Source organism: Paenibacillus sp. FSL L8-0436 (assembly GCF_038593025.1).
GTDB lineage: Bacteria > Bacillota > Bacilli > Paenibacillales > Paenibacillaceae > Paenibacillus_AQ.
In genome coordinates this window covers 4,780,276-4,805,768 of record NZ_CP151955.1, presented here as the reverse complement: position 1 = coordinate 4,805,768, position 25,493 = coordinate 4,780,276, and the positions used below count along the sequence as shown (strand labels likewise).

General features: G+C 50.1%; 24 protein-coding genes. 18 read left to right on the top strand and 6 right to left on the bottom strand.

The annotated features are described in order from the left end of the window. Positions 1-187: 187 nt before the first annotated feature. From NSS79_RS22095 to NSS79_RS22050, 10 genes are all read left to right on the top strand, one after another. Positions 188-1,090, top strand: coding sequence for a helix-turn-helix transcriptional regulator (locus NSS79_RS22095; protein WP_342436171.1), 903 nt, complete (start codon positions 188-190; stop codon positions 1,088-1,090). 235 nt (positions 1,091-1,325) lie between these two features. Next, positions 1,326-3,080 (top strand): ABC transporter substrate-binding protein, encoded by a 1,755-nt coding sequence (locus NSS79_RS22090; protein WP_342436170.1) that lies wholly within the window; start codon positions 1,326-1,328, stop codon positions 3,078-3,080. Positions 3,081-3,141: 61 nt separating this feature from the next. After that, positions 3,142-4,095 (top strand): ABC transporter permease, encoded by a 954-nt coding sequence (locus NSS79_RS22085; protein WP_038594276.1) that lies wholly within the window; start codon positions 3,142-3,144, stop codon positions 4,093-4,095. A gap of 15 nt (positions 4,096-4,110) precedes the next feature. Beyond that, positions 4,111-5,034, top strand: coding sequence for an oligopeptide ABC transporter permease (gene opp4C / locus NSS79_RS22080; protein ID WP_342436169.1), 924 nt, complete (start codon positions 4,111-4,113; stop codon positions 5,032-5,034). A gap of 14 nt (positions 5,035-5,048) precedes the next feature. Further along, positions 5,049-6,032: an ABC transporter ATP-binding protein gene (locus NSS79_RS22075; protein ID WP_342436168.1), complete on the top strand. Its 984-nt coding sequence runs from the start codon at positions 5,049-5,051 to the stop codon at positions 6,030-6,032. Further along, positions 6,025-6,990 carry an oligopeptide/dipeptide ABC transporter ATP-binding protein gene (locus tag NSS79_RS22070; RefSeq protein ID WP_342436167.1) on the top strand — a complete coding sequence of 322 codons (966 nt, stop codon included), beginning with the start codon at positions 6,025-6,027 and terminating at the stop codon, positions 6,988-6,990. The genes NSS79_RS22075 and NSS79_RS22070 overlap by 8 nt, the downstream gene beginning before the upstream one ends. Positions 6,991-7,263: 273 nt before the next feature. Continuing rightward, positions 7,264-7,875, top strand: a complete 612-nt coding sequence (locus NSS79_RS22065; RefSeq protein ID WP_341094375.1) for a 50S ribosomal protein L25 — start codon at positions 7,264-7,266, stop codon at positions 7,873-7,875. Between the two features lie 186 nt (positions 7,876-8,061). Next, entirely contained in the window at positions 8,062-8,694 is a 633-nt protein-coding gene (locus NSS79_RS22060; protein ID WP_342436166.1) for a YhbD family protein, read from the top strand. Positions 8,695-8,708: 14 nt separating this feature from the next. After that, on the top strand, positions 8,709-9,398 hold the full coding sequence (locus tag NSS79_RS22055) for a hypothetical protein (protein WP_342436165.1): 690 nt from the start codon (positions 8,709-8,711) through the stop codon (positions 9,396-9,398). Then, positions 9,388-10,065, top strand: a complete 678-nt coding sequence (locus tag NSS79_RS22050; protein WP_342436164.1) for a cytoplasmic protein — start codon at positions 9,388-9,390, stop codon at positions 10,063-10,065. The genes NSS79_RS22055 and NSS79_RS22050 overlap by 11 nt, the downstream gene beginning before the upstream one ends. Here NSS79_RS22050 and NSS79_RS22045 read toward each other — a convergent pair. Together NSS79_RS22045 and NSS79_RS22040 are read right to left on the bottom strand one after the other, a co-directional pair. Then, on the bottom strand, positions 10,055-10,513 hold the full coding sequence (locus tag NSS79_RS22045) for a GyrI-like domain-containing protein (protein ID WP_342436163.1): 459 nt from the start codon (positions 10,511-10,513) through the stop codon (positions 10,055-10,057). The genes NSS79_RS22050 and NSS79_RS22045 overlap by 11 nt on opposite strands. Beyond that, positions 10,485-10,688 (bottom strand): hypothetical protein, encoded by a 204-nt coding sequence (locus NSS79_RS22040; RefSeq protein WP_342436162.1) that lies wholly within the window; start codon positions 10,686-10,688, stop codon positions 10,485-10,487. The genes NSS79_RS22045 and NSS79_RS22040 overlap by 29 nt, the downstream gene beginning before the upstream one ends. 153 nt (positions 10,689-10,841) lie before the next feature. Between NSS79_RS22040 and NSS79_RS22035 the strand changes: the two genes are divergently transcribed. Further along, on the top strand, positions 10,842-11,726 hold the full coding sequence (locus NSS79_RS22035) for an SMP-30/gluconolactonase/LRE family protein (protein ID WP_342436161.1): 885 nt from the start codon (positions 10,842-10,844) through the stop codon (positions 11,724-11,726). A 162-nt stretch (positions 11,727-11,888) separates the two neighbouring features. Here NSS79_RS22035 and NSS79_RS22030 read toward each other — a convergent pair whose 3' ends face one another. From NSS79_RS22030 to NSS79_RS22020, 3 genes are all read right to left on the bottom strand, one after another. Further along, positions 11,889-12,305 carry an HIT family protein gene (locus NSS79_RS22030; RefSeq protein WP_342436160.1) on the bottom strand — a complete coding sequence of 139 codons (417 nt, stop codon included), beginning with the start codon at positions 12,303-12,305 and terminating at the stop codon, positions 11,889-11,891. Positions 12,306-12,396: 91 nt separating this feature from the next. Continuing rightward, the gene (locus tag NSS79_RS22025; protein WP_342436159.1) at positions 12,397-13,734 is read right to left on the bottom strand and encodes a right-handed parallel beta-helix repeat-containing protein; all 1,338 of its coding nucleotides are present in this window, start codon (positions 13,732-13,734) and stop codon (positions 12,397-12,399) included. After that, complete coding sequence (locus tag NSS79_RS22020; RefSeq protein WP_342436158.1) at positions 13,725-13,940, bottom strand: hypothetical protein; 216 nt, start codon at positions 13,938-13,940, stop codon at positions 13,725-13,727. Before NSS79_RS22020 ends, NSS79_RS22025 begins: the two co-directional genes overlap by 10 nt. Before the next feature lie 199 nt (positions 13,941-14,139). Between NSS79_RS22020 and NSS79_RS22015 the strand changes: the two genes are divergently transcribed. Next, positions 14,140-15,012, top strand: coding sequence for an aldo/keto reductase (locus tag NSS79_RS22015; RefSeq protein WP_342436157.1), 873 nt, complete (start codon positions 14,140-14,142; stop codon positions 15,010-15,012). 25 nt (positions 15,013-15,037) lie between these two features. Here NSS79_RS22015 and NSS79_RS22010 read toward each other — a convergent pair whose 3' ends face one another. Then, a complete protein-coding gene (locus NSS79_RS22010; protein WP_342436156.1) occupies positions 15,038-15,574 on the bottom strand; it encodes a CDP-alcohol phosphatidyltransferase family protein in 537 nt (178 codons plus the stop codon). 512 nt (positions 15,575-16,086) lie between these two features. On the opposite strand from NSS79_RS22010, the gene NSS79_RS22005 reads away from it, so the two are divergent. From NSS79_RS22005 to NSS79_RS21980, 6 genes are all read left to right on the top strand, one after another. Further along, the gene (locus NSS79_RS22005) at positions 16,087-17,046 is read left to right on the top strand and encodes an ABC transporter permease subunit (protein ID WP_038594237.1); all 960 of its coding nucleotides are present in this window, start codon (positions 16,087-16,089) and stop codon (positions 17,044-17,046) included. A gap of 14 nt (positions 17,047-17,060) precedes the next feature. Then, on the top strand, positions 17,061-17,954 hold the full coding sequence (locus NSS79_RS22000; protein WP_038594234.1) for a carbohydrate ABC transporter permease: 894 nt from the start codon (positions 17,061-17,063) through the stop codon (positions 17,952-17,954). An 82-nt stretch (positions 17,955-18,036) separates the two neighbouring features. After that, positions 18,037-19,872 carry an extracellular solute-binding protein gene (locus NSS79_RS21995; RefSeq protein WP_342436155.1) on the top strand — a complete coding sequence of 612 codons (1,836 nt, stop codon included), beginning with the start codon at positions 18,037-18,039 and terminating at the stop codon, positions 19,870-19,872. A gap of 134 nt (positions 19,873-20,006) precedes the next feature. Continuing rightward, positions 20,007-21,752, top strand: coding sequence for a histidine kinase (locus tag NSS79_RS21990; protein ID WP_342436154.1), 1,746 nt, complete (start codon positions 20,007-20,009; stop codon positions 21,750-21,752). Next, positions 21,745-23,148, top strand: coding sequence for a response regulator (locus NSS79_RS21985; protein WP_342436153.1), 1,404 nt, complete (start codon positions 21,745-21,747; stop codon positions 23,146-23,148). The genes NSS79_RS21990 and NSS79_RS21985 overlap by 8 nt, the downstream gene beginning before the upstream one ends. Beyond that, positions 23,145-24,845, top strand: coding sequence for an extracellular solute-binding protein (locus NSS79_RS21980; protein WP_342436152.1), 1,701 nt, complete (start codon positions 23,145-23,147; stop codon positions 24,843-24,845). The genes NSS79_RS21985 and NSS79_RS21980 overlap by 4 nt, the downstream gene beginning before the upstream one ends. Positions 24,846-25,493: the final 648 nt, after the last annotated feature.

The window sequence follows — 25,493 nt, the reverse complement described above, 5'->3', positions numbered from 1 at the left end:
AATGCCTTTATTTTACTACCCTGATTTGGAAAAAGCGAGAACTGTACACAATGACTGCCTGTTTTCATGGAAGAACTTAACACCAGCCGGAAGGGGATGCGGAATGACTTGCACTTACGCTGCTTCATGCCCTAAGATTAAGACACTAACGCTGTAACCAATAGAAGTTGCATCAGGAGGAACGCCCATGGAATACGAGATAGAGGTTCAGTTTGAGCCGGTTTATGAGTTAGTAAACAGCATACATACGTTTATCTGCAAGAAATCCAATAAAAAAATTGATCTGGGTACCCCGTGGGCTGCCGAAGTGGCAGGCAAGCTTAGTCAAGAGCTTCTTAGTGCACTGGAGGAAACAGAACTCGGGAATGACTGGAAGCTGCTGAACCTGCTGATCTATTTATGTCCGGCCAAACAAAATGTGGAGAGTGCACTGAACTGGCTGGAAAGTCTGTCGGTCGGTGAAATATACGAAACCCTAGCCGGGTATGTCAGTGTGTTTCCTGTCCAGATGGAGCAGTTCCGCAGCCGGATGAGCTACCTGTTAACCGAATGGAACCGGCAATACTTCAGCACCAGTGATCCCGCTATTCTCGCCAAGCTGCAGGAGCATACGAAGGAACGGAACCGGGAACTCAAGACAAACAATACTTCTGATTTTGTCAACAAGACAACGAATGGTTTCTATTTCTTGCCGGGAGACGGACTGCGCAGGCTGGTGCTAATCCCTCAGTTTCATTTTCAGCCTGTCAACATTATTTACAACTTCGGCACTTTGACCATTTGTCATTATGCAGCGAGAATTATGGTCACAGATGAGGAAATATCACCGTTCATGTACAGGACTCTACGCAGTCTGGGTGAAAAAAGCCGGCTGAAGATTCTTCAATCGGTCGGCGGAGAACGCAAAACGTTCACGGAAATCGTAAAGCAGGCGGGTATTTCCAAAGGGATCGTACATGATCATATTTTCAGTCTCCGGTGTGCCGGTCTGCTTCATGCCTACATCGAAGGGGAGAATGTCACCGCATACAGCCTTCGTCTGGAGGGGATTCACCGGATGAATGAGCAGCTTTTTAAATATTTGAATTGAACCCGGTACACCCTATAATCCTTTACAAAGCCAAGGTATTCTCTGCTGAAGAGAAGCTTTGGCTTTTTTTGTACCGGAAAAAACGCCAGTGAATTCTGTTTGTGGAGAATTATTTTTAAGTTCTCTCTTTACAGAACAGAATTTACTTTCTATAATGTGAACTATCGGCCATTAATCATACTTAGTAGGTAGGAATTATAAGTCTTTATAAAATGGAGAGAAAAGAGATGATTTTGTGAGAAAAAGTACGATTTTATTGTCCACCTTACTGATAGCAGGTTCACTGCTGCTGTCGGCCTGCTCGGACAACGGCAGTGCGAACAACTCTGAAGTTGTGGACACCCCGGCTACGGCCTCTGCAGATACTGGCGGAACCGAAGCGGCAGCTTCACCGGCACCCGTGCCGGCTGGCGCACTCAGCGAGCCTTTCACGGCAACCGACTTGTCGAAGCTGCCCGCAGTTGCCCAGAACCGTACAGATACGATAATCGTCGGACTCACCGACCCCAGCGGCGCGTTTACACCTTATTTCCAGGAAAGTGGTTATGACGGCAACGTTTCTTCTCTACTTTATGCTTCATTGGTAACGGTAGATGACAAAGGTGTTCCTACTCCGGAGCTTGCCGAAAGCTGGGATGTGTCGGAGGATCAGCTTACATACACCTTCCATTTGCACAAAGACCTGAAATTCAGCGACGGCTCACCGCTCACTGCGGAGGATGTGGCTTTTACCTGGACGATTCAATATGACAAGACTTATGACGGCGGGTCCTCGCTGCCTTCGCTCAATGTGAAGGGCGGCAAAGCTTACAAAGAAGGTACTGCCAAAAGCATCGAAGGCATTAAGGTTATTGACCCGCAGACGATCTCGGTAACGCTGGAGCAGCCAAATGCTACGGCACTTGTGGTACTTGGCTCCAATGTGTTGTCGAAAGCCTATTATGGCAAGGACTACAAATTCGGCGAGCTGGAGTACATCAAGAAGCTGCATGAGAAACCGCTTGGCGACGGTCCTTACAAACTGGAGAAATTCATCCCCGGTCAAGAAGTTCGGCTGGTGGCTAATGAGAACTACTTCAAAGGCAAACCGAAGACCGAACATTTCATTTACAAAACCTCTGAGGGCGACGTTTGGCAGTTCCTGGAGACAGGAGAAGTCGACTATGCTTCCTTCAGTGCCACAGAAGAAAATATCGAAAAGCTGAAGGGACTCGGGTATGTGAATATCATTCCTTATACACCGAGCACTTACGGCTACATGCAGGTTAACCTGAAGCACGAGCAGCTCAAGGATAAACTGGTGAGACAGGCGATAGTCTACGGCCTTGATCGTCAGAGTATTTACGTGGACGCTGCCCAAGGTGCAGGCTCCATTGCCAATATTCCGGCATCGCCGATCTCCTGGTCATATACGGAAGAGGGCATCAATCCTTATAAATATGATCCGGAAAAAGCCAAACAGCTGCTGGATGAGGCCGGTTGGACTGTAGGTGCGAACGGTATCCGCGAAAAAGACGGCAAACCGCTCAGCATTCACTATCTGGGCTCCAAGAGTAAAAACACCGACATCTTTATTGCTGTAGCCAAAGAGAACTTTGAAGCGCTGGGCATTGAGTTCCAACCGGAAATTTTCGCAGATTTTAACTCGCTGGTTTCGAAGGTGGAAGGCGGGGATTATGATCTCGTATCCTTCTCCACACCTATGCTGACCGATCCGGCTGACGGATTCATGCAATTCTTCGACGGTGAAATTAACGATTACGAAAATCCGAAATTCCTGGAGCTGTACAATAAAGCACTGGCCACTACTGATATCGAACAGCGTAAAGTAGTCTACAAAGAGCTCTACCAGCTGTTAAATGATGAACTTCCGATCATTTTCACCAGCTACAAAAAGACAGTGTACGCCTATAACGGCCGCATCCAGAATCTTACGGTCAGCCCATTTATCGGGCTTGCCGGCAGCCTGCCGGACTGGACTCTGCAATAATTAACTGTTCGTCCCCTGCCGGGTATGCAACGGCAGGGGACGAATCCATAAGGAGCCAATCATGAGTACTTATTTGACAAAAAGACTGCTGTATATATTCATCATTCTGTTTGCGGCATCACTGCTCATTTTTTGTCTTTATGCTACTACGCCGGGGGACTTTATCACCGGGAATATCAAGCTGACTGCAGAACGCAAGGCGGAGCTGCGGGAGATCTACGGCCTGAACAAACCGGTGCTTGAACGTTACGGCATATGGATGAAAAATGCACTGCACGGGGATTTCGGATATTCGCTCGCCCAGCAGAAGCCGGTGCTTCAGCTGTTCAACGACTATATCTGGAATTCTTTTTTGCTGGCGGCGGTATCGACCTTTCTGACCTGGGTTATCGCAGTTATTATCGGAGTGATTTCTGCCTATAAGCAATACTCCTGGTTTGATACGCTGGTGATGATTGCCATATTCGCGGCGATGTCGCTTCCGTCTTTTTTTATCGGCCTATTCCTGATTAAAATATTGGCGGTTGACTTCAAATGGCTGCCGCCTGGCGGAATGACGACTACAGGCAGCAATGCTGCCGGTATGGCGTATCTCAAAGATGTTGTGCGTCATATGACGCTGCCGGTTATTGTGATGACCTTGCTTGGGCTGGGCTCACTAACCCGGTATTTCCGCAGCAATATGATAGATGTACTTAAACAGGATTATATCCGCACAGCCCGCGCCAAGGGCTTAAAGGAGCGAAAGGTACTGTTCACCCATGCGCTGAGAAATGCGCTGCTGCCGGCCATTACGCTCGTTGGCTTCGAGCTTCCGGCGCTGTTCGGCGGGTCGATTATTATCGAGCAGATCTTCAACTGGCCGGGCATCGGTCAACTGTATATGAAGTCCTTCGGGCTGAGGGATTATCCTCTGCTGATGGGCTTTACGATGCTGCTTGCCATTCTGACCGTGATTGGAACGCTGCTCTCGGATATTTTGTACCGGGTTGCCGATCCGCGTGTCCGGTTATAGAGGGGGGATGACGTTGTGACAGCTAACAGCACTTTAAACGAGCTTCACAGGCCTGCAGCCAAGGTCCAGAAATCTTCACTGTTCCAGCAATCCATACGGAGACTGCTTCATAACAAGCTGGCGGTATCCGGTTTTGTAGTCGTTGTATTTATGTTTGTGCTTTGTTTTATCGGTCCTTTGTTCTCGCCGTATACAGATAACAAAATCAATATGGCCATGATGAATAAAGCACCGAATCTCAAGCATTGGCTGGGAACGGATGCGCTGGGCCGCGATATACTGACGCGGGTGATGCAGGCGGGACGCATCTCGCTTACGGTCGGACTTGCTTCGATGGTATTGTCCGTATTTCTCGGCGCCCTTCTGGGGGCGATAGCCGGTTATTACCGCGGAATTGCTGATCAGATCATCATGCGTATTGCGGATCTGCTAATGACGATTCCCAGTCTGCCGCTGCTGTTCATCTTTGGTGCGCTGCTGTCAGAATGGAAGATTCCGACGGACTACCGGATGTATATTGTTATGCTTATGCTGAGTATCGTGAACTGGCCGGGTCTGGCACGGATGGTGAGAGGCCAAATGCTCAGCTTGCGGGAACGCGAATTCATGCAGGCTGCGGTAGTGCTGGGGCTTAGCGACCGCCGAAAGCTGTTCAACCATCTGCTTCCGAACATCGTTCCACTGCTGATCGTGATGGCGACGCTTAACATCGGCGGAGCGATCCTCAGCGAATCCGTACTCAGCTTTTTCGGCTTGGGGGTTATGCCGCCGACGCCGACATGGGGGAACATGATTGATGCTGCGAATAATATGATCGATTTCCAGAATCGCCCTTGGCTGTGGATACCGCCGGGTCTGTCGATATTCGCCACGGTCATTGCCATTAATATATTCGGTGACGGCCTCAGAGACGTGCTTGATCCTAAACAGAAGAGGTAGGTGTCCAACATCCGATGAAGGATTTAATGACGATAGACGGTCTCAGCACCAAGTTCTTCACAGAAGAAGGGAATGTAACAGCCGTTGATAATGTAAGCTTCCAGGTACGCGAAGGGGAAACGGTCTGCATTGTCGGGGAATCCGGTTGCGGCAAAAGCGTAACCGCCATGTCGATTATGGGACTGGTGGAGAAGCCCGGAGGGCGGGTTGCCGGAGGAAGTATAGAGTTTCAGGGAGAAGATTTATTGCAGCTAGATCAAAATACATTGCGGGCGATCCGCGGCAACGAGATTGCCATGATCTTTCAGGAACCGATGTCGTCGCTCAATCCGGTAATGAAGATCGGGGAGCAGATTATGGAGCCGCTGACCGTTCATTTGAAAATGAAGAAAAAAGAAGCCCGGCTGCGGGCGATTGAGCTGATCCAGCAAGTGGGGATCTCCCGGCCTGAGCAGATTGCCGACAGTTACCCGCATGAGCTGAGCGGGGGAATGCTGCAGCGGATCATGATCGCCATCGCTATTTCCTGCAATCCAAAGCTGCTGATAGCCGATGAGCCGACAACGGCGCTGGATGTTACGATCCAGGCGCAAATTCTGGATATGCTGCGCGGGTTCAAGGAAAGCTCCAAAATGTCGATCCTGCTAATCACCCATGACCTTGGGGTCGTGGCAGAGATGGCTGACTACGTGATTGTGATGTATTCCGGCAAAATCGTCGAGGAGGGCGAGGTTGTCGAACTGTTTAAGAATCCCAAGCATCCCTACACACGAGGTCTGCTGAAGTCAAAGCCTGTGATGGGCCAACGTCAAGAGGAGTTGTATTCAATCCCGGGGCAGGTGCCTAATCCGCTTACGCTGACTCCGTCTTGTTATTTCCATGACCGCTGTGAGCACTGCATGCCGGTCTGCCGCAGCCGCCAGCCGCAGCTCCAGGAGACGGGCAGCGGGCAAAAAGTATCCTGCTGGCTGTATGAGGAGGCGGAAGTCCATGTCTGAGGCACTGCTTGAAGTTAATCATTTGAAGAAGTATTTTCCGGTCACGCAAGGTCTGCTGAGCCGTACGGTCGGACATGTTAAAGCTGTGGATGATATCAGCATCCGGCTTCAGCCGGGCGAGACCTTCGGGCTTGTCGGGGAATCCGGCAGCGGCAAAAGCACGGTAGGCCGGACCATTCTGCGGCTGACCGAAAAAACAGCCGGAGAGGTTAAGTTTAAGGGTGTGGACATTCACAGCCTTTCACCCGCCGAGATGCGCCAGCTGCGGCCCCGGATGCAGCTGATTTTTCAGGACCCCTACAGCGCACTTAATCCTAGAGTCCGGGTTGGTGACGCCATCGGCGAAGCTCTGCTGGATCACGGACTATGCTCCAAAGCGGAGGTACGGGGGCAGGTGCTGGATGCGCTTGAAGCCTGCGGCTTGTCCTCCTATCATATCGACCGCTTCCCGCATGAGTTCTCCGGCGGCCAGCGCCAGCGGATCGGAATTGCGCGGGCGCTGATTCTGAATCCTGACCTCATCATAGCCGATGAGCCGGTCTCGGCACTGGATGTGTCCATTCAGGCCCAGATCATCAATTTGTTCAGCAAGCTGCAGCAGAGTAAGGGACTGGCCTATTTGTTTATTTCCCACGATCTCAGCGTAGTGGAGCATTTATGCTCCCGGATCGGTGTGATGTATCTGGGCTCCATGGTGGAGACAGCGGCTAGGGACGAATTGTTCCGCCATCCGCTGCATCCGTATACCAAGGCGCTGCTTTCGGCGGTTCCCGTTCCGATTCCGAAGCTGAAGCGGGAGCGGATCGTGCTGCAAGGCGATATTCCGAGCCCGGCAAACCCACCTTCCGGCTGCAAATTCCATACCCGCTGTCCGTTTGCCGTGGAGGTCTGCAAGTCGCAGATTCCGGTGTTCCGCGATGCTGGCGGAGGCCATTATGTGGCGTGTCATTTGGCATAACTTCTTATAAAATGTATTATAATTGAATATTTACCGGTTTTGACTTGGTGTAATGGCAGTGCTATACTGTTTCCACAGCAGGTAAATATGGTTAATAATAGACTGATTAGACCTATACATCTAATTGGTCTTGTTTTTTAATACTTAAGTCAGTTGTTCGCAGTAACTCATTGCAGCCCAAGCTGACAAAACTAAGCATATGCTTTCGAAGCCAGTTTTGTTCGTAGTAATTCATTGCAGCCCAAGCTGACAAAACTTATGGGAGGAAATATCATGAATACCACAGTACGTTTGACTGAAAGATCCGGCTCGACCTCTTCACAGCGGAGCAAAGGCTTTGTACCGGTTGTCGTCTACGGTGCAGGTTCAGATAGCCAATCCTTTACAGCGGATGCGAAGACATTGAACGAAATTCTCGGCAAGAACCCGCGGGCGATTCTTAAGGTGGAACTGCCGGATTCCGGCTCCAAGAATGTGGTGATCCAGGAAGTGCAGCGTCAGCCGCTTTCACGCAAGCTGCTGCATGTGGACCTGCATCAGATTGATATGAAGGCTGAGCTGGACACCAAGGTTGCTTTCCACTTCACCGGTGATCCTGTCGGCGTCAAGAGCGGCGGCAGTCAGCAGGTGGAGCTCTATGAGCTGGATATCCGTACCTTGCCGGACAAGCTGACTGCGTCTTTTGAAGTAGATATCAGCGGCCTTGATATTGGCGATCAATTGCTGGTCTCCGATCTGCCGAAGCATGAAGGCTGGGAAGTATTGACACCAGAGGATACACTGATCGTACGAATTTCGCCTCCTGTCGCTGCTGAAGAGCCGACGGATACGGATACTGCCGAACCGGCAGCAGCCGTGGCTTCCGAAGGCAAGACGGAAGAATAACCTACTTAGCGGACTTGAAGATTTAGTTTAAATAGGAGCAGACATTTCCTTGACAAGGAGCTGTCTGCTCTTTTTTGCGTGACAATGATTTGGCTGATGTGACTTGTTAAGGAGCTGGGAAATTTGTTGTTTCATAATTTACAACGTAACAGTGTTATGTTACGATCGTTTCAAGGAGTGATCAAGATGGAAGAAGATTTGATCTCCAAGAAGGATCTGCTGGAGCTGACCGGCATTTCTTACGGGCAGTTGTACCGCTGGAAACGGAAACAGCTGATTCCCGAGGAGTGGTTTATCCGCAAATCTACGTTTACCGGGCAGGAAACCTTTTTTCCGAAAGACAGAATTCTGGGTCGGATCCATAATATTATCCACATGAAGGATGATCTTTCATTGGATGAGCTGGCAGGCAGGTTAGGTGATACTTCAACCCTCTACAAGCTGTCGTTGACGGCGAAGCAATTGTTAGAACGTAACATTGTTTCGAACTTGACTTTGGACAGATTCGGCGGGTTGGACGGAGGCGGAGTTCAGGAATATGCCTTTGAGCAGATTGTACATCTATTTGCCGTTGACCTCTTGCTTAGCAAAGGCGAGGTGAATCTGGATGAAGCCGACAGGCTGTTCTATACACTGACGGTGAATACGCAGAGGTTCGGGGGGAAAAGCTGGGAGCTGTTTTTTGTCCGCAAAATGGGCGTCAGCATGTTCCTGCTCGCTGCATCTCCAGCCGATCTGGTTTTTGATGAGGGCGTAAGGCTTGTTAGCAGACTCGCTTTCACGGATTTGCTGGAACAGCTGAAGGGCAAAGTGAATTAAGGGAGGAATAGTTAATGCTTACTGATAAACAACTGCCGGATTTGCAGATGGCCGGAGTGAGCGGCGCCGCAGGCGGGACCTATAACAACGTTAATTTGGACGGAGTAAGCCGGGTCGACGGGCCGGTTCTAGCGCGGAATTTCAAGGGCAACGGGGTTATACAGATGAACGGGGATCTTTCAGCAGAAGAAATGGACGTGAATGGAAAGCTCAAAATCAACGGCAGCCTGGAGTCCGCGAGAATGCAGCTAGACGGAATGGTCACAATAGACGGTCCCCTACGCGGCGAGAACTGTATCCTGAACGGGATGATCCGTGTAACAGGAAGCTGCGAGCTGGAGCGTTTTGAGGGTGAGGGTAGTTTTACAGTAATCGGCTTACTTAGTGCGGGATATATAGATTTCACTCTTGAGGGGCAAAGCAAGGCGGATGAGATCGGTGTAGAGAGCCTGATTGTCCGGCAGAGGGATTCACATCTTGTGAGCAAACTGCTGGGCGGGTTGATTCCCCGGTTTAGAACAGAGCTGCTTGCCAAGGTCATTGAAGGCGACTATCTTGAACTGGAAAATACGACAGCGGATATTGTGCGGGGCGACAAGGTCATAATCGGAATAGGCTGCAGGATCGGGCGGTTGGAATACCGCTCGGAACTGAAAGTGCATCCTGGTTCAAGTGTGGGAAAGGTGGAGAAGTATGGGGAGTAATGCTGCTGAGCGCAATAATCTGAAAATTCTTGGAACTTCATCGTCTATGGGCGGATGTTTTCTTGATGTGAAGGTGACCGGTGAAGGCAAGTTTGCCGGAGATGTGGATTGCCTGAGCTTTTCTTTGACCGGGAACAGCGGGATTTCTGGCAGTCTGCGGACGGAGAAATTGAAGCTCACCGGTGAAATTGAAGTCAAAGAGCGGCTTACGGCAGGAGCCCTGCACGGACAGGGGGAGATAAAGTGTGGCAGCTTAAGCGCTGAACGGTTCAAGTTGAGCGGCGATCTGGAGGTGTCCGGAGATTGCGAAGCGGAGAAGCTGCAAATGACCGGTGCGCTTAGAGTAGGCAGGCTGCTGAATGCAGACATTCTGGAGCTTGTGCTGTTTGGACCCAGCCGATCGTCAGAAGTCGGGGGAGGCAGTATTACCATCAAGCGCAGCAAGGCTGGGGTTCTGCTGAAACAGGTTCAGTCGAAGGGGATTCTGTTCACTGCACGGGTGATTGAAGGAGACCAGGTGGACATTCAAAATACCCGCGCAGAAGTGGTGCGGGGGGAAAACGTCATCATTGGTGCAGACTGTGAAATCGGAATCGTGGAATACCGCGGCAAGCTGGAAATTCACAAGAGTGCCACCGTGAAGCAGCAGGTGAAGGTTACGAAGTAAGCCGCCGGGAGACCTGGAAGCGAAGGACGGTCTTCAGCTTCTCCGGCGCTGTTCTGCGGGCATCTGAAATATAGATTTCCCTGTGGGTGTGGGTAACCCGCTGCAAGTCATGTTCGGAACAATATTGTTCCATCCGCGCGAAGCTCTGCGGCTCCTCATCGTAAGAGCCCAGATGAAGCATTTGCACACTTAGGCCGTCTTCGGAGCTTCCGAAGGCGGCTTTATGCAGCAGTGGATGCGGTTTGGTTGTCTTAAGCTTCTCCAGGATGTCACACGCAAGATCGGCTGTTACAAAATCAGGCTGCCGGATCATCAAGGTATAGAGCAGGTCGTCTTTGTCTAGGACAGCTTTCTTGCGGCCCTCAGGGTTCAGATCCCAACTACCTTCCAGCGGGAAAACGGTATAATCGTAGTAGCTCTCAGGTGCTGCTCCTTTTCTGGGCAGCATCTTTACCGCGTAAGCCAGGAGAGTACAGCACACCTACAGCATCGGCAAAGGCCTCACTGTTCGGATTGCCCTCTCCCTGCAGCATAAAGTAAGGAAATGCAGGTACTGTAAGAATTGCCGGTTCAACGGCGGGCAGATACAGGGCCTTGTCCTGCTTTTTCCATTCGTATTTCATAGAAATCACCTCATCAATAGATTGTGTTAATCTAAGAATATCATGTGTAACTTGACATAAGAGTGTCATCTTCGACCGGAGTAGATTAGGAAAGTGGAAGCATGTAGAATAAAGAGAAGTGTAATATACTGGCATGAATTAGGAGGAGCTTCAATGATTGGACAAGCTGAATTGGTATTGGACGCGAAAGCACTGCTTGGGGAAGGCGCCCACTGGGACGGACAGGAAAGTAAACTTCATTGGGTTGATATCGAGGGCAGACAGCTGAGAATTTATGAACCTATGGGACAAGGCGAGGAGATCTATTCCTTCGATAGCATGGTCAGTGCGGCAGTGCCGGCCGCAGATGGCGGCTGGATACTTGCGCTGCAGGACGGAATCTACAGCTTCAAGCAGAACGGGCAGCCGCAGCTTATCGCTGCAGTGGAGCCTGAGCTGCCCCGAAACCGGCTGAACGATGCCAAATGCGACAGTGCAGGCCGGCTATGGTTCGGCACCATGAGTATGGATTCAACACCGGGGGCGGGCAATTTGTATGTCATGGAGCCTCATGGAGAGGTGCGCCATGTCTTGCCGGACATCGGCATCTCAAATGGACTGGCCTGGGATGACAGCCGCAGCTTGATGTATTACATTGATACGCCGACCCGGGGTGTGGATGTTATGGATTATGATCTGCAGAGCGGGACAGTCAGCAGACGCAGGACAGTTTTTACTTTGCCGGAAGGTGCAGGCGGACCTGATGGGATGACGATTGACCGTGAGGGCATGCTCTGGGTGGCCCAGTGGGGCGGGAGCTGTGTCTCGCGCTGGAATCCGCACACCGGGAAGCAGATCGGCAAGGTTGAGGTGCCGGCCAAGAATGTAACCTCCTGCACTTTCGGCGGTGAGGCGCTGGACGAGCTGTACATCACTACAGCGAGAAGCGGAATGAGCGAAGAAGAATTGCAGCACTGGCCGCTGGCTGGAGGACTGTTTAAGTTCAAAGCCGGGGTGAAGGGAGTGGCGGCCAATGTTTTTGCAGGCGGAGTTCGGTAGTAGGGGCTTCCTGTTGTTTTAATAAAATAAAGTGTTAGACTGACCCCAACAAAAGAAACAACGGCAGCCATGAACGAAATATCGTTCTAGACTGCCGTTGCTCTAGTGAACTAATTTGTCCCCTTAATTGAATAGTTTATACTTCTGGTATTGAATTTATAGCTAGATTTCATTTAAGACCTTGATGATTTTCTCCTTAGTTTGAGGTAACAGTGTTTCAGCACCATGTGGATGTAACGGTTCACTCCAGGTAAAACCATCGCCTTCGTATCTTGGAATGAGGTGCATGTGGTAATGCGTCAAATCGTTGAATTTCCCGCCATCTTGGCAAATTCTAATGCCATCTGGTTTAAATAAGCGTTTTAAGACAGTTGAAAGTATTTTGGAAGTATCCATGATGCTATAAGCAGTCGCTTCATCGATTTCTTCAACATCCAAGTAGTGTTTTTTGGGAAGGATTAGAATGTGACCTTCATTAAACGGAGCAATATCAAGCACACAAGTAATAAATTCGTTCTCATAAATAATATTCAGATTAGGTTCAACTCCATTTGCAATCCTACATCCTAAGCATTCCATATACGAATCACCCCGTTTATTAGTTTTGCTTGCTCCATCCCTCTTAGCTTACATTTACCACAGGGTGAAATCCTGCGACGCACGTGAGCCGTTACTCATCGGCCCCTATGTTAACTGATGCTCCCTGTTGTCTTGTTTGACCGTCAATGTCCAAGGTTTTGGTGATGAAACTGTAAGCTTTACCCGCATCGATTGCGGCGGAAGCAGCTCTAAGGTGAAAATCATGGGAGGTTTGATCCACAAAACCAGGATCGGCAAAAATAGAATGGCTATCATTTCCGGTATGGGTCTTATAGGTGGAGAAACCGATATACTCCTGGTTTTTCCAAATCCAACTTGCTGTCGATACGTCTCCGGAAGCGTAATAAAGATTGTAGTCCACTACATTTCCCGAGTTTTTCTTCTGTTCATTATAGATGAAGACATTTGATGAATTCGCAAAGATGATATTATTGGTGATCATATTATTTTTGGTATCGTACTGTAGCAAAATTTCACCACTGCCATCATTTAGTGAATTATTGTGATATAGGGTATTGTTGATGATCTTGCAATTTACTGTTGAACCTCGTTCCATATCGTATCCGCCCAGCGCTATTCCCGTATACCGGTTACTGTAGACTATGTTGCTCCGCACGGTAACCTCGCTTGTGGATTTCCCTCCATGTTCACTGGCAATTTCAATGCCAATATCGTTGTTGTAACTGTAATTTCGTTCAATAACGCTGTCTTTTCCCCCATCGATGTAAATACCGCCAGCCGCGTTGCTATGGTTAGGAAGTGATGTACCGTATGAAGGGTTAAAGTTGGATGTGATGTTATATACTCTATTGCCACTGACTAATCCGTTTCTCACTTGATCGTAGGACGGATGCGGCGCCGTTCCTTCGAAGCCGATGAGATCGATACCGATATTGTCATTATCATGAATGAGATTGTTCGTCACGGCAAAAGTATCGACATTTCCGTTGATAACAAGGGACTCGCTTGAACCCAGTACCAGCTTATAAAGCTCATTACCTTCTATCGTTACATGATGAATGGAGGAGGGAGCATCTGTGCCATACACAGCGATACCGTGAGCATCCCGGCCAAGCAGGTCACTGCCGGCTGGTGTTGCGGTATTTTTGATATCATGTACTTTGTTATTCAGTATCTTAATATAGCTGCCAGAACCGTGGACAAATATACCTATTGGCAATTGCTCTATTTTTGCTGTGCTGAAATTACGGATTTCAAACCCCTTTATCGTGATATAGCTGGCATTTTCAATCTCAATCAGGCCTTGTTGTCCTGTGACAGAAAGTCCGCTGCCATCAAGGATTGCTCTTTCCTGCGGGAAATTAGCGAACGTGATCGAACCCTCCCGGGCTGAGCCTGAACGGCTTATTTTAAGCTTTTGCTTATAGACGCCCCCTCTTACATACACCGTGCTGCCCGGTTTTGAGGAGCTGCTGCATGCTGGAGCGTTCTCCAGGGAGATTTTTTGGTGCCCGCTTTGTCATCGTTGCCTTTGGAGTCTACAAAATAAGTAGGAACAGCTGCGGAAGTAGAAGTGGCACGTAATTGCAACAGCATAATCATTACGGTTGCAACTGCCAAACTCAGAATGATTAATTTACGCATTGTTTGCATTGAGCTGGATCTGCCCTCCCTGAATGTTTTCTTGTAATTATACTACAGTCATCCGGAAGCGGCTCTTATTCGCCATCTAGTAAATATTTATAAATTGGTCTCGATTTTCTTTCCCGATGTGGCTTCGAAAAAGAGACGTGTGTTATCCTTTATCCGTCGAAAGAATTAAACACTTGAATCAAGAAAGGGGGAGAATCATGTGAAACAAGAGATCATAGCTAATCTCACAAACGAATTTAAAAATAATCAAAAGGTATTAACTGCAATCGGAGATGAAACCAGGCAAGCCATTCTCATGACCCTGATTCAAGGACAACAATATCCTGGCATGCGGGTGGGTGAAATTAAGGAGAGAACCCATCTTTCCCGTCCGGCTGTTTCCCATCACTTAAGAATATTGAAGGATGCACAAATTATAAGTGTTCGTAAAGAAGGGGCGTGGACGACGGATCTCGGTTATAACGCAACGAAAAAGGCCTTTGAACATACCTGCAAAAAACTTAAAGTAGAGTATCTCGATATGTACCTGATTCATTTTGCAAGTCCTCATTACGTTGAGGCATGGAAAGCGATGGAGGAATTATACTCCGAAGGGAGAATCAAAGTTATCGGCGTTGCGAATTTTGAGATACAACATCTTGAACATCTTATGGCACATTCCAGAATTCCACCGATGATTAACCAAATCGAGACCCATCCGGAATTTCCACAAAACGAATTGCATGATTATCTTGTGCAGCATCGAATTTCGCATGAAGCCTGGGGGCCATTGGGGCAAGGTAACAAAGCACTGCTGGACCGCAAGGAGTTAGCGGAAATTGCTCGTCATCACAAAAAGTCGGCGGCGCAAGTTATTTTGCGTTGGCATCTGCAGCGGGGGATTATTGTAATCCCCAAATCTTCAAACCCCAAAAGGATAAAAGAAAACAGCGAAATATTCGACTTTGAATTAACCGCAGAAGAGATGGAGAAGGTCAACCGATTAAATACGGGTAAAAGGTACTCAGTAAACCCGACCGGATACATAGTGAATCCGTTTTATGTTAAGTTGATGAAGCTATTTATTAGATGAATTCCAAAACAGACGAGCAATTCATTTATCTTTTGTAAAAAAGGCTGGCTCTGTTCAAATCAAGTTCGGTGGAGGTAAGGTGAATAATGCTCTCTTCCGCTGCCGACAGAACGGCGACGAAACATACCGGCAAAAGCCATGCTGCTTGATCCAAGTGAAGGATGAGCGGAGTTGCAAACAGCAAAAAACCGGCGAGTTTGTTTCCCCAGGTATGCAGGATGGCAAAAGAATGATATTTATACGCCGCAATGGCCAGGTTGGCCATGCGAATGAGCACGGTGGCAGCGATCCATGGCAGATATTCTAAGATTTCATCCCCATTCTTGAAAATGATCGACACCATAACTACAGCAAAAAAGCCGAGGTCGGCAATGGAGTCCAGCTTCGCGCCCAAGGTACTTTCACTTTTGGTCTTACGGGCTATATACCCGTCCAACAAATCACTAAGCCCGCAAGCCAGGTAGACTACCGTAAAGAGCAGGGCATTGCCGTAAGCAAAAAACAAGGCAGGCAAGAGCACGATCCGGCTGATTGAGAGGATATTTGCGGTATTTTTTAACAACGGCATAACCTCCTATGAAGATTGAACTTGGAAATTTAAAAAGGGTGGAAGTGACGGAGGGGAAGTTTGGATACTTACGGAGCGTTAGCGTCCGCCTTTGTCTGTGGATTTCAACCGCGAACAGCGGAATAAAATCAAGAAATCTGCAGACAACAGCGGCCGGAAGTCCAAACATTCTCCGCAGTTACGACAATAACCCAAAATCGAAAGATCTTAAGTTCAAACTGTATATGAAGGATGTGTCCCCTTCATTTGATTGATGCGATAATCATCCCAGTTACCGTCTTCATGTGCAATTCATAATTTCACAATAGAACTAGAAACAGGCCACCGGTTCCCGGCGGTCTGTTTCTGTTGGCATCCCCCTGTGAAAATGGTCCAATCCCCTGCGAAAATGGTCCGAAACTGTGCTACAGCTCTCACGGAATGGCGATCTGTCCTCTCTCCCGGCGTTGTGCTTAGGTCTGGTAGGATGAAAGCGTAAACAAAATCTGGATATAGGAGATTCCGATATGGGGGTACCTTCCGAAGAGCTGCTTCGCGGAGTGGAGCCGGTCCGTCCATCCCGCAGGAAGCTGCAGAACAAACACAAGCTGTTTCTCATGGCGCTTCCGTTTCTTGTTGTGACCTTTATTTTCTACTATTTGCCGATCAGCGGATGGATCTACGCGTTTTATGATTTCATCCCCGGCATTCCGCTGTCGGACACACCGTATGTCGGGCTGAAATGGTTCCGGACTATGGTTTCGAATCCGACGCAGACCGCCGAAGTGCTGCGCGTGCTGAAGAACACGGTGGCGATGAGCTCCCTGGGGCTGATTACCTCTGTTTTTCCGGTCATTTTTGCGATACTGCTCACCGAGATTAAGTCGGGCTGGTACCGCAAGTTCGTACAGACATTGACCACGATTCCGAATTTCATCAGCTGGATTCTCGTCTATGCGCTGGCGTTCTCGCTGTTTTCCGTGGATAGCGGGGTAGTGAGCGGCATACTCGTGCAATTGGGCATAGTCGATGAGGGATACAATTTTCTTGCTTCCAGCTCGAATATCTGGGTCACGATGATTGCATGGTACTGGTGGAAATCGCTCGGGTGGGGGGCGATCTTGTATCTGGCGGCGATTGCCGGCATTGACCAGGAGCTGTATGAAGCGGCAGAGGTGGACGGAGCCAGCCGGTTCCGCAAAATCTGGCATATTACCGTGCCCGGTCTTATCCCTACCTTCTTTGTACTGCTGTTGCTTTCGATCGGGAACTTTGTGAATAACGGGATGGAACAGTATTTTGCCTTCCAGAATGCAATGAACAAGGATGCCATCGAAGTGCTGGACCTGTATGTGTACAATATCGCCTTTGCCAACAACTTCCCGTTCGCCACGGCGGTCAGCATGCTGAAATCGGTCGTCAGCGTCATTCTGCTGTTCGCGGCCAATACGCTGTCGAGAGTGGTGCGCGACGAATCTATCATTTAAGGGGGTGACTCCACTTGCGAAAAAAGCTAAAGCCCGGCGATGCCCTGTTCCAGGGAATTAACTATCTGCTCTTTGGATTGTTCACCCTGAGCTGCATTTATCCGTTCTATTATCTGTTCATCAACACGATCAGCTCCAATGATCTCAGTGCAGCAGGCTATATCAAATATTATCCGCGTGAGATCCATTTCGACAACTACTTCAAGGTGCTGCGGATCAGCGGGCTCAGCCATGCGGCGCTGGTGTCGGTCTACCGTACAGTAGTCGGCACAATGCTGACCGTGGGAGCTTCGGCTTTCCTGGGGTATCTGTTCACCAAAAAGGAGATGTGGGGCCGGCAAATCTGGTACCGCAGCGTCGTGGTTACGATGTATTTCAGCGCCGGGCTAATTCCCTGGTACATTACGATGCACAACCTGCATCTGACCAACAATTATCTGGCTTATATTCTGCCGACAATCATTACGCCCTTCAATATTATTCTGGTCAAAACCTTTGTGGAGGCGATCCCGCCTTCACTGGAGGAATCCGCGAGCATGGATGGAGCAGGTTATCTGCGGGTGTTCTGGAGTATTATTGTGCCGCTGACGACGCCGATTTTGGCTACGATTACGATATTTTCAGCGGTAAGCCAGTGGAATTCCTTCATTGATACCGCATTTCTGATGACGGATACGAAATATTACACTCTGCAGTTTCTGCTCTGGCGTTACTTAAATGAGTCCAGTTCGCTGGCAGCGCTGATACGAAATTCACCGGATATGGCGGCCAGCGTCCAGAACATGCAGACACCGACCTCAGTCCGGATGACAGTAACGATGATTGTGGTACTGCCAATTCTGATTGTGTATCCGTTTTTCCAGCGTTTTTTTGTCAAAGGCATTATGATCGGCGCAGTCAAGGGCTGAGTGTATGCTTACTAAACGAGTTTTGTTCGATGCAGATTCAAGAGGAGCAGATTCTCACAAAACTTTTAGGGGGTAACAAGCTATGAAGTTCAGAAGGTTATCGCTGCTTCTGCTGAGCGCCATCATGGTGTTCGTTCTGGCAGCCTGCGGCGGCGGAAACGGGAATTCAGGCAATGGGGGCAAAGCGGAGAGTACAGATAAACCGGTCACTGAGGCTACGAACGGGGCAAAAGAAACCGCAGCACCGGATGACGGCGCACTTGATCATTCCAAACCGCTGAAGCTGACGGTATTCTCAACAACCGCCAACTATGCGGGGCCGCAGACAGGCTGGTTCGCTAAGGTCATCAAGGATAAATTCAACATCGAGCTGGATATCGTCGCCTCCAACCTGACCGGCGGGGACACCAAAATCTCGGCGATGATGGCTTCCGGCGATCTTGGAGATATCATCGTCTTCGGGGATGATAAAAACCACTATCCCAATGCGATCAAAGGAAAGCTGCTGCTGGACTGGACGCAGGATGGGCTGCTTGATAAATACGGCACCGATATCATGAAGCAATTCCCGAAAGCTGTGGAGAAGGCTAAAGTTGCCTTTGGCGGGGGCAGCGCAGTCTATGGCATCGGAAACAGTGTTGCTACCAATCCTTCCGGCCCTTCCGAAGGCAAGGATATGACTTGGGGACCGGATTTACGCTGGGATCTGTACCAGCAAATCGGGGCACCGGAGATTAAAACCATTGAGGATTACCTGCCGGTCCTGAAAAAGATGCAGGAGCTTGAGCCGAAGAATGAGCAAGGCAAAAAAACCTATGCCTTCTCGCTCTGGTCCGACTGGGACGGCAACTACAAAATGACGCTGGCAAAGCAATTCGCCAACATGCTGGGCTATGATGAAATCCCCGATACTGCAGTCTACGTTAAAGCCGATGAAGAGAAATATTATGATTTCCTCTCCGAGGACAGCTGGTACATGAAGTCGCTCAAGCTGTATTACGAGGCCAACCAAATGGGGCTGCTTGATCCTGACTCCCTGACCCAGAAATTTGATGATGTGGTGGCGAAATACAAGGATGGCCGTATGCTGTTCTCCTGGTTCCCGTGGCTGGGTGCCGCCAACTACAATACCGCGGAAAGAACGGCGGAAGGTAAAGGTTTTGCACTGGTACCGTTCAAGGATGAACTGATGTATTCAACAGGCTTCAATGTGTACGGCGGCAACGGTATTATCTCCATCGGAGCAAAAGCCAAGGAGCCTGCGCGGATTATGGAGTTCCTCAATTGGATGTATACGCCGGAAGGCGCGATGCTCTCGGCAGGCAGCGGAACAGCTGTACCTAATGGTCCTAAGGGCTTGACCTGGGATATTAACAGCAGTGGCCAGCCAGTAGTCACCGATTTCGGTTGGAAGGCTTACACTGACCAGCAGAACACCCAAGTACCTGAAGAATTCGGCGGCGGTGACTATTATTACGGGTCAAATCAGATGAATTTCTCGTTTGTTGTTCCGGCGATGGAGAATCCTGAGACAAGCGAGCCGTATGACCACAATCTGTGGAAGACAACACTGGAACGCAATCCATCGAAGCTTGACAGTGACTGGAGAGCAAAGATGGGCGTACTGACCGCTAAGGAATACTTTGAGAAAAATAATCTGCTTGCCGTTGCGCCGCAGGGCTTCACCGGCAAAGAGCCGCTGATCATGGATAAAACGCTGGAGCAGAAAAATAAACAGATCGGTACAGTCATTCAGCAGATTTCCTGGAAAATGGTTTTTGCCAAAAATCAGGCTGAATTTGACAAGCTGAACAAGGAAATGCATGACAAGGTCAACGGTCTCGGCTATGCCGACGTTATTGAATTTTCGGTCAAAAAAGCGGAGGAGCTATTCGAGGCCCGCAAAAGTGTAAAGTAAGCAGGGACAGAGCATAAAGATAAGGCAGGGCGGCGCGGTGAGCTGTTCTGCCTTATTATTTTCAGTTCAGGTTAAATCTGGTATTCTAATTCTATTATATAAAACGCTTACAAAAAGAAGAGAGGATACGGAAAATGAGCAGAACGAAGCCAGGGAGCCATACGCCGGCAGTCAAATCTTTGCGGACTACCTTGGTGATTTATTTGCTGATCGGTACGCTGCTGCCGCTCCTGATCGTCGGAATTGTATCCTACACTTCGATTTTTTCGATTCTTTCGGGGAAAATCGGCAGCGGGATCAGCGCAAGCCTGCGCCAGGAGGCGCTCAGCCTGGAGAATGCCATCGACAATCTTGATTTTGCCTCCAAGCAGTTTGCGCTTGACGGCCAGATTGTGGAGGAAATGTCTTCTTTTCTGCTGGAGAAGCAGATTTACCGCAAATCGCAGATTATGAGTTCGATCAACCAGAAGATTAATCTGGTCAACTTCACCAATCCTTACATAGGGTTAACTGCCTATATCATGCCTGGCAGCGATGATCCGGTGCTGTTTACCAACATGAGCGCGCGGAGGAACTTTGATATCAGCACGCTGCCTTCTTTTATGCGCTATAACGGAGCTGATTATTACGGGCCGCATGGCACGATGTATGCTGTAGGCGATAACGTGGTTTTTTCCGAGCAGCGGATTGTCAGGGTGAGCGGCCAGCATCAGCTGTATATCTATCTGGAGACGAACTACAGTCTGCTGCGCAAAATTTTTAAGCAGGAAGCCTATGGAATGAAGGTAAACCATCTGCTGGTCAACCAGAGCGGCACTTTTACCCATGTCATCGACGGCAAGCTGCCCGGAAAGATCGTCAAAGCGGCAGGGAAATCTTCGGGGCTTCCGCATGAGGAGCTGGACGGCTACCATCTGTTCCGATACGAGAGTCCGCAGGGCTGGAAGCTGGTGGCTGTTGTGAAGAAATCGGTATTTAACAGCGAAATTTACTCCTGGTTCTACAAAATGATTCTGCTCGCCCTCTCCACACTGCTTTTTGCCGGAGTTCTGGCCTGGTTGATCTGGAAGCGGATTTATGGCCCTCTGCGCAAAGTCAACGTGGAAATTATCCGTATGGCCGAAAATGTTACCGCGCCTGTTGCCTTCACGAATGTGGAGGAGTTCGACTTTGTACTTAGCAACTTTCAGCAGATGAAGGATCAGGTTAATGATCTGCTGCTGGCCGTAGCCCGCAATGAGAAGCAGAAAAGCCAGTTCGAGATTGAGAAGCTGCTCAGCCAGATCAACCCGCATTTCCTGCACAATACGCTGAACACGGTGCAGTGGCTCGCCCGGCTGAACGGGCAGAAGGAAATTGACAAGCTGGTCACGCTGCTGGTGAAGGTGCTGCATTACAATCTCGGCAAACAGAGCATTATTGTTACGATCGGTGAAGAAATCGAAGCTATCCGCAATTATATGGAGCTTCAGCGCATCCGTTACGATTATGAATTTGAGTTCAATGTGCAAGCGGAGGAAGATGTGCTGTCCGCTGCGGTACCGCGTTTTCTGCTTCAGCCGCTGGTCGAAAATTCGATTTATCACGGGCTCAGCGATAACGGGAAGGTCGAGGTTATAATTACCGCACATGATGTAGATGAAATTCTGTTGTGTGTGAAGGATAACGGAACGGGAATGGACTCTGACAAGATTGAAGAGCTGCTCTCGGATGACGGTGCCAGAAAGCGGGGGCTCGGCATCGGCTTCTCCTACGTCATGCGGATGCTGAGGATGTATTACGGAGAGCAGATGACGCTGCAAATTGCCAGCAACCCGGGGGAAGGCACATGTGTATCCATTATCATACCTAAGAAAAGCAAGGAGGACTTCGATGATTAAGGCTGTTGTGGTCGATGACGAGCGGCTTGTGCGCAAAGGCTTCATCTCGCTGATTGACTGGTCGTCCTTTGGAGTTGTGATTGTCGGCGAGGCCGGGGACGGCAACGCCGCGCTGGCCCTGCTCCGCGAGCAGGAGACCGATCTGCTGTTTGTCGATCTCACCATGCCGGGGATGTCCGGGTTCGATCTCATCCGGCAGGTGCGGCAGCGGTTCCCAGCCATCCGCTGTGTAGTGCTGACCTGCCATCATGAATTTGATTATGTGCAGGAGGCGCTGCGCCTGGGTGCGGTTGATTACATTGTGAAGACACTGCTGGAGGTGGAGAATGCGGATGAGACGATCCGCCGTTTGGTTGAACGGATCAAATGGGAGGACAGCACCCGGGAGTCGCTTAGCCGCGGAGAGGGCAGGATTATCGCTGCGGACAAGGCGCTGCTCTACATCCCGCTGGACCCCCGGGCCAGCGAGGAAGAGCTGTTTCAGCTCTCGGTGGTGAAGAACTATCCGCTGATCACTTTTCAGGACATGTGGATCACGCCGCTGCACCAGCGGTATGCGGAGGAAGATGGCAGTCGTGAGCTCAAGCAAATGCTTGGGGGCCGCTGGCAGACGGCGCTGGTGAGCGGACTGCGGGATCAAAGCCTGCAGGAAGTGGAGAAGATCCTTGGGCTGTCAGCGCAACATGCGTTGTTCTATTCCGGCGGAGCCGAGGAACCGGCCAGACTGAACTATGCCGAGCTTAAAGTAATGGCATCAGAAGCAACGATCTTCAGAGATGAGGAAGATGTTCTACAAGGAGCACTGAATCTCAGATGGACGATAGACCGGGGCGGATGGGAGACTTTTATGGCCGGAGTAGTGATACAAAAGCCTTCACCGCAGCGGGTTTCCGACTTTGGGTATGCACTGCTCGGGAATTGGGGGGCTCTGCTGCTGAAGCCCGAGGAGACGGCGCAGCTGCAAGCGGCGGCAGGGAATAACCTGAACTGGTGCCAATGGAAACACTGGCTACGGCAGTTCTCCGATCATGCGCAGCGGCGGATGATTGAGCTGGGCCTGAGCAAAGAGGTGATGCTCTGCCTCATCCGGGCTGTCCGTTATATGCGAAGCCATGCCGGGGACAAAATCAATCAAAGCGATGTTGCAGCCGCTGTCAATATGAGCCGCGGCTATTTCAGCCAATGCTTCGCCCGCTTTGCCGGGGAGAGCTTTGGGGAGAGTCTGCGGGAGATGCGGCTGAATCTGGCCAAATCGCTGCTGCTGGAAAGTAATGAACCCATTTGCGAGATTGCCTGCAAATCAGGCTTTGAGGATGACCGTTATTTCAGCAGGCTGTTCCGGGATCGGGTCGGTAAGCTGCCGAGTGAATACCGTGCGGAGGGGATGAGGACTTGACGAAGAGGCTTACTGTTTACATCTCCGCCTTGCTGCTGCTTTGTCTGCCGGCATGCCAAGGCAGCAGGGGGCCGTCGGATTCCGCAGGAAGCGAACCGGGCGGCGGTGCCGCCGAAACTGCTGCTTATGGCAGATATGAAGACCCGGTCGTAATGCGCGTAGGGTTCAAAGTGCCTGATTCCCGGCTGAACACCGGCGACAGCAATGACAATAACCCGATTTCCCGGTATCTGGAGAGCCTCACGAACATCAGGGTTATCCACTCCTGGGAGGCGAAAGGCGAGGAGCCGTTTAATCAAAAAGTGCAGCTGGCCATCGACAGCAATGATTTGCCCGATGCCGTGGTGGTGGACAGGGATCAATTAAAAAAATTGATCGACAGCGATATGATTGCGGATCTGACCGGAACATACGAGCAATATGGCTCAGAGCTGATCAAGGATATGTATGATTCGACCAAAGGCGAGGCGCTTGGCGATGCCTCCCGGGGCGGCAAGCTGTACGGGCTGCCGAATGTGGCGATCAATGCGGATTCCCTGTCTCTGCTCTGGATCCGTCAGGATTGGCTCGACAAGCTGGAGCTTCCGGCTCCGCGGACCTTTGAGGATATTGAAGCCATTGCGAAGGCGTTTGTTGAAAGGGACCCTGATGGCAATGGTAAACGGGATACGCTGGGGCTTAGCGCCTACAAAAATATCGTGTACGGAACCAAGCCGCATGTGAATGGCCTGGACTCCGTGTTCAGCGCCTTTCACGCTTTTCCTACCAACTGGATCAGAACGGGCAGCGGCGAGATTGTTTACGGGTCAGTTGCACCGGAAACCAAAGAAGCGTTAGCCAAGCTGGCCGACTGGTACAAACGCGGCCTAATCGACCCTGAATTTGCGCTGTATAAAGAAACGCAGGAGCCGATTATCTCCGGCAATGCGGGGATGTTCTTCGGCCCGTGGTGGATGCCCTACTATCCGCTGTCAGAGGCAGTGGCGCTTGATACAAAGGCGGAATGGCGGGCCTATGCCGCGCCGCTGGACAGCGCAGGCAAATTCGCCGCGCATATGGCGCCGGTAACTGACCGCTATCTGGTCGTCCGCAAAGGGTATGAGCATCCCGAAGCCGTTATGAAGTTGCTCAACGTCTTCACCCGGCTGGAGAGAAGACGGGACCCCAACACGGAGGAAGTCAAGAAACTGGATGACTTCTCGGCGCAGACCGGCATTCAGCCGCGTGCATATTACCCGTTTGATCTGCTGATTGATTATTCCGGCGCTATTGAGAAGCATTATGCGGACATTCAGCAGGCGCTGCACGGCAAGATCGACCCGAATCTGCTAGACCCGGATACCAGGGTCATCTATGAGCGGTGGCTCGCCGAGGAGGAGCAGCCGAAGAAGAATTTGGAGGGCTGGAAAGCAGCCAATTCTTACAAATACGGGGCAGCCGTATTGTCCACGACGGCTATTGAAGGCGTGCGCAGCGTTTTTTATGGCAGCACAACCCATATGCAGAGTGTATGGCCGGCGCTGCAGAAGCTGGAGAGCGAGACCTTCCTGAACATTATCGTCGGTGATACGCCGGTGAGCAGCTTTGATACTTTTGTGGCGGAATGGAAAAGGCAGGGCGGGGATCAGATCACCCAAGAAGTCAACGTGATCGTGAAAAGCAGAGAGGCGGAGCAAATGGGCGATACGGCGGAATAGCGAGCTTTGGCGGTCGGGGTCATGGAAAGGACGGTTGGGGGGAGTGGATAGGGAGTAAAGGATGGAGTAAGGCGATGTTCTGGTGTTGACTGAGAGTTAAAGTGACGTAAACGTAAAGGATGACGTATGTAAGGAGATTACGGGTGGAGTGCAATTAGACATTTGGTTTCGAGTGAGTGGACTTAGCAGCTCTAGTGTTGTATAAACAAGCTTTCGGACCCCAGCGTCCTTATTTAAGATAGATCGTGTGTTTTTTTGGACTTTCGGACTCCAGTGACGTTATATGCTGATCTTGATGCGGATCATGGCTATAATCGATGGAATAGCTGCACCTGAGTCCGCTTGTGGATTAATCATCTTGTTTTTCCACAATAGCTGCATCTGAGTCCGTAAGGATAGAAAACATTGTAGAAAGTAGGCAACTATGAGTACAGTGCTACTTCCAGGTTGATTAGCAGCTATGAGTACAGTGCTACGTTCCAGGTTGATTAGCAGCTATGAGTACAGTGCTACGTTAGTGCTACGTTCCAGGTTGATCAGCCGCTGTCAGTACTCTCATCAGCTTGTAATTGCTCGTATTCTGGTGAAAAATGCTTCCGCTGCCCGTAGCACCCGAACAGACAGAAGGCCGGAGTTCCCATCAGGGAA

Coding starts and splice junctions, on each gene's coding strand:
- NSS79_RS22065 (WP_341094375.1), top strand. CDS start 7,264: ATGAATACCACAGTACGTTTGACTGAAAGATCCGGCTCGACCTCTTCA.
- NSS79_RS22055 (WP_342436165.1), top strand. CDS start 8,709: ATGCTTACTGATAAACAACTGCCGGATTTGCAGATGGCCGGAGTGAGC.
- NSS79_RS22050 (WP_342436164.1), top strand. CDS start 9,388: ATGGGGAGTAATGCTGCTGAGCGCAATAATCTGAAAATTCTTGGAACT.
- NSS79_RS22030 (WP_342436160.1), bottom strand. CDS start 12,305: ATGGAATGCTTAGGATGTAGGATTGCAAATGGAGTTGAACCTAATCTG.
- NSS79_RS22045 (WP_342436163.1), bottom strand. CDS start 10,513: ATGCTGCCCAGAAAAGGAGCAGCACCTGAGAGCTACTACGATTATACC.
- NSS79_RS21985 (WP_342436153.1), top strand. CDS start 21,745: ATGATTAAGGCTGTTGTGGTCGATGACGAGCGGCTTGTGCGCAAAGGC.
- NSS79_RS22035 (WP_342436161.1), top strand. CDS start 10,842: ATGATTGGACAAGCTGAATTGGTATTGGACGCGAAAGCACTGCTTGGG.
- NSS79_RS22060 (WP_342436166.1), top strand. CDS start 8,062: ATGGAAGAAGATTTGATCTCCAAGAAGGATCTGCTGGAGCTGACCGGC.
- NSS79_RS22075 (WP_342436168.1), top strand. CDS start 5,049: ATGAAGGATTTAATGACGATAGACGGTCTCAGCACCAAGTTCTTCACA.
- NSS79_RS21995 (WP_342436155.1), top strand. CDS start 18,037: ATGAAGTTCAGAAGGTTATCGCTGCTTCTGCTGAGCGCCATCATGGTG.
- NSS79_RS22005 (WP_038594237.1), top strand. CDS start 16,087: ATGGGGGTACCTTCCGAAGAGCTGCTTCGCGGAGTGGAGCCGGTCCGT.
- NSS79_RS22095 (WP_342436171.1), top strand. CDS start 188: ATGGAATACGAGATAGAGGTTCAGTTTGAGCCGGTTTATGAGTTAGTA.
- NSS79_RS21990 (WP_342436154.1), top strand. CDS start 20,007: ATGAGCAGAACGAAGCCAGGGAGCCATACGCCGGCAGTCAAATCTTTG.
- NSS79_RS22040 (WP_342436162.1), bottom strand. CDS start 10,688: ATGAAATACGAATGGAAAAAGCAGGACAAGGCCCTGTATCTGCCCGCC.
- NSS79_RS22070 (WP_342436167.1), top strand. CDS start 6,025: ATGTCTGAGGCACTGCTTGAAGTTAATCATTTGAAGAAGTATTTTCCG.
- NSS79_RS22085 (WP_038594276.1), top strand. CDS start 3,142: ATGAGTACTTATTTGACAAAAAGACTGCTGTATATATTCATCATTCTG.
- NSS79_RS22020 (WP_342436158.1), bottom strand. CDS start 13,940: ATGCAAACAATGCGTAAATTAATCATTCTGAGTTTGGCAGTTGCAACC.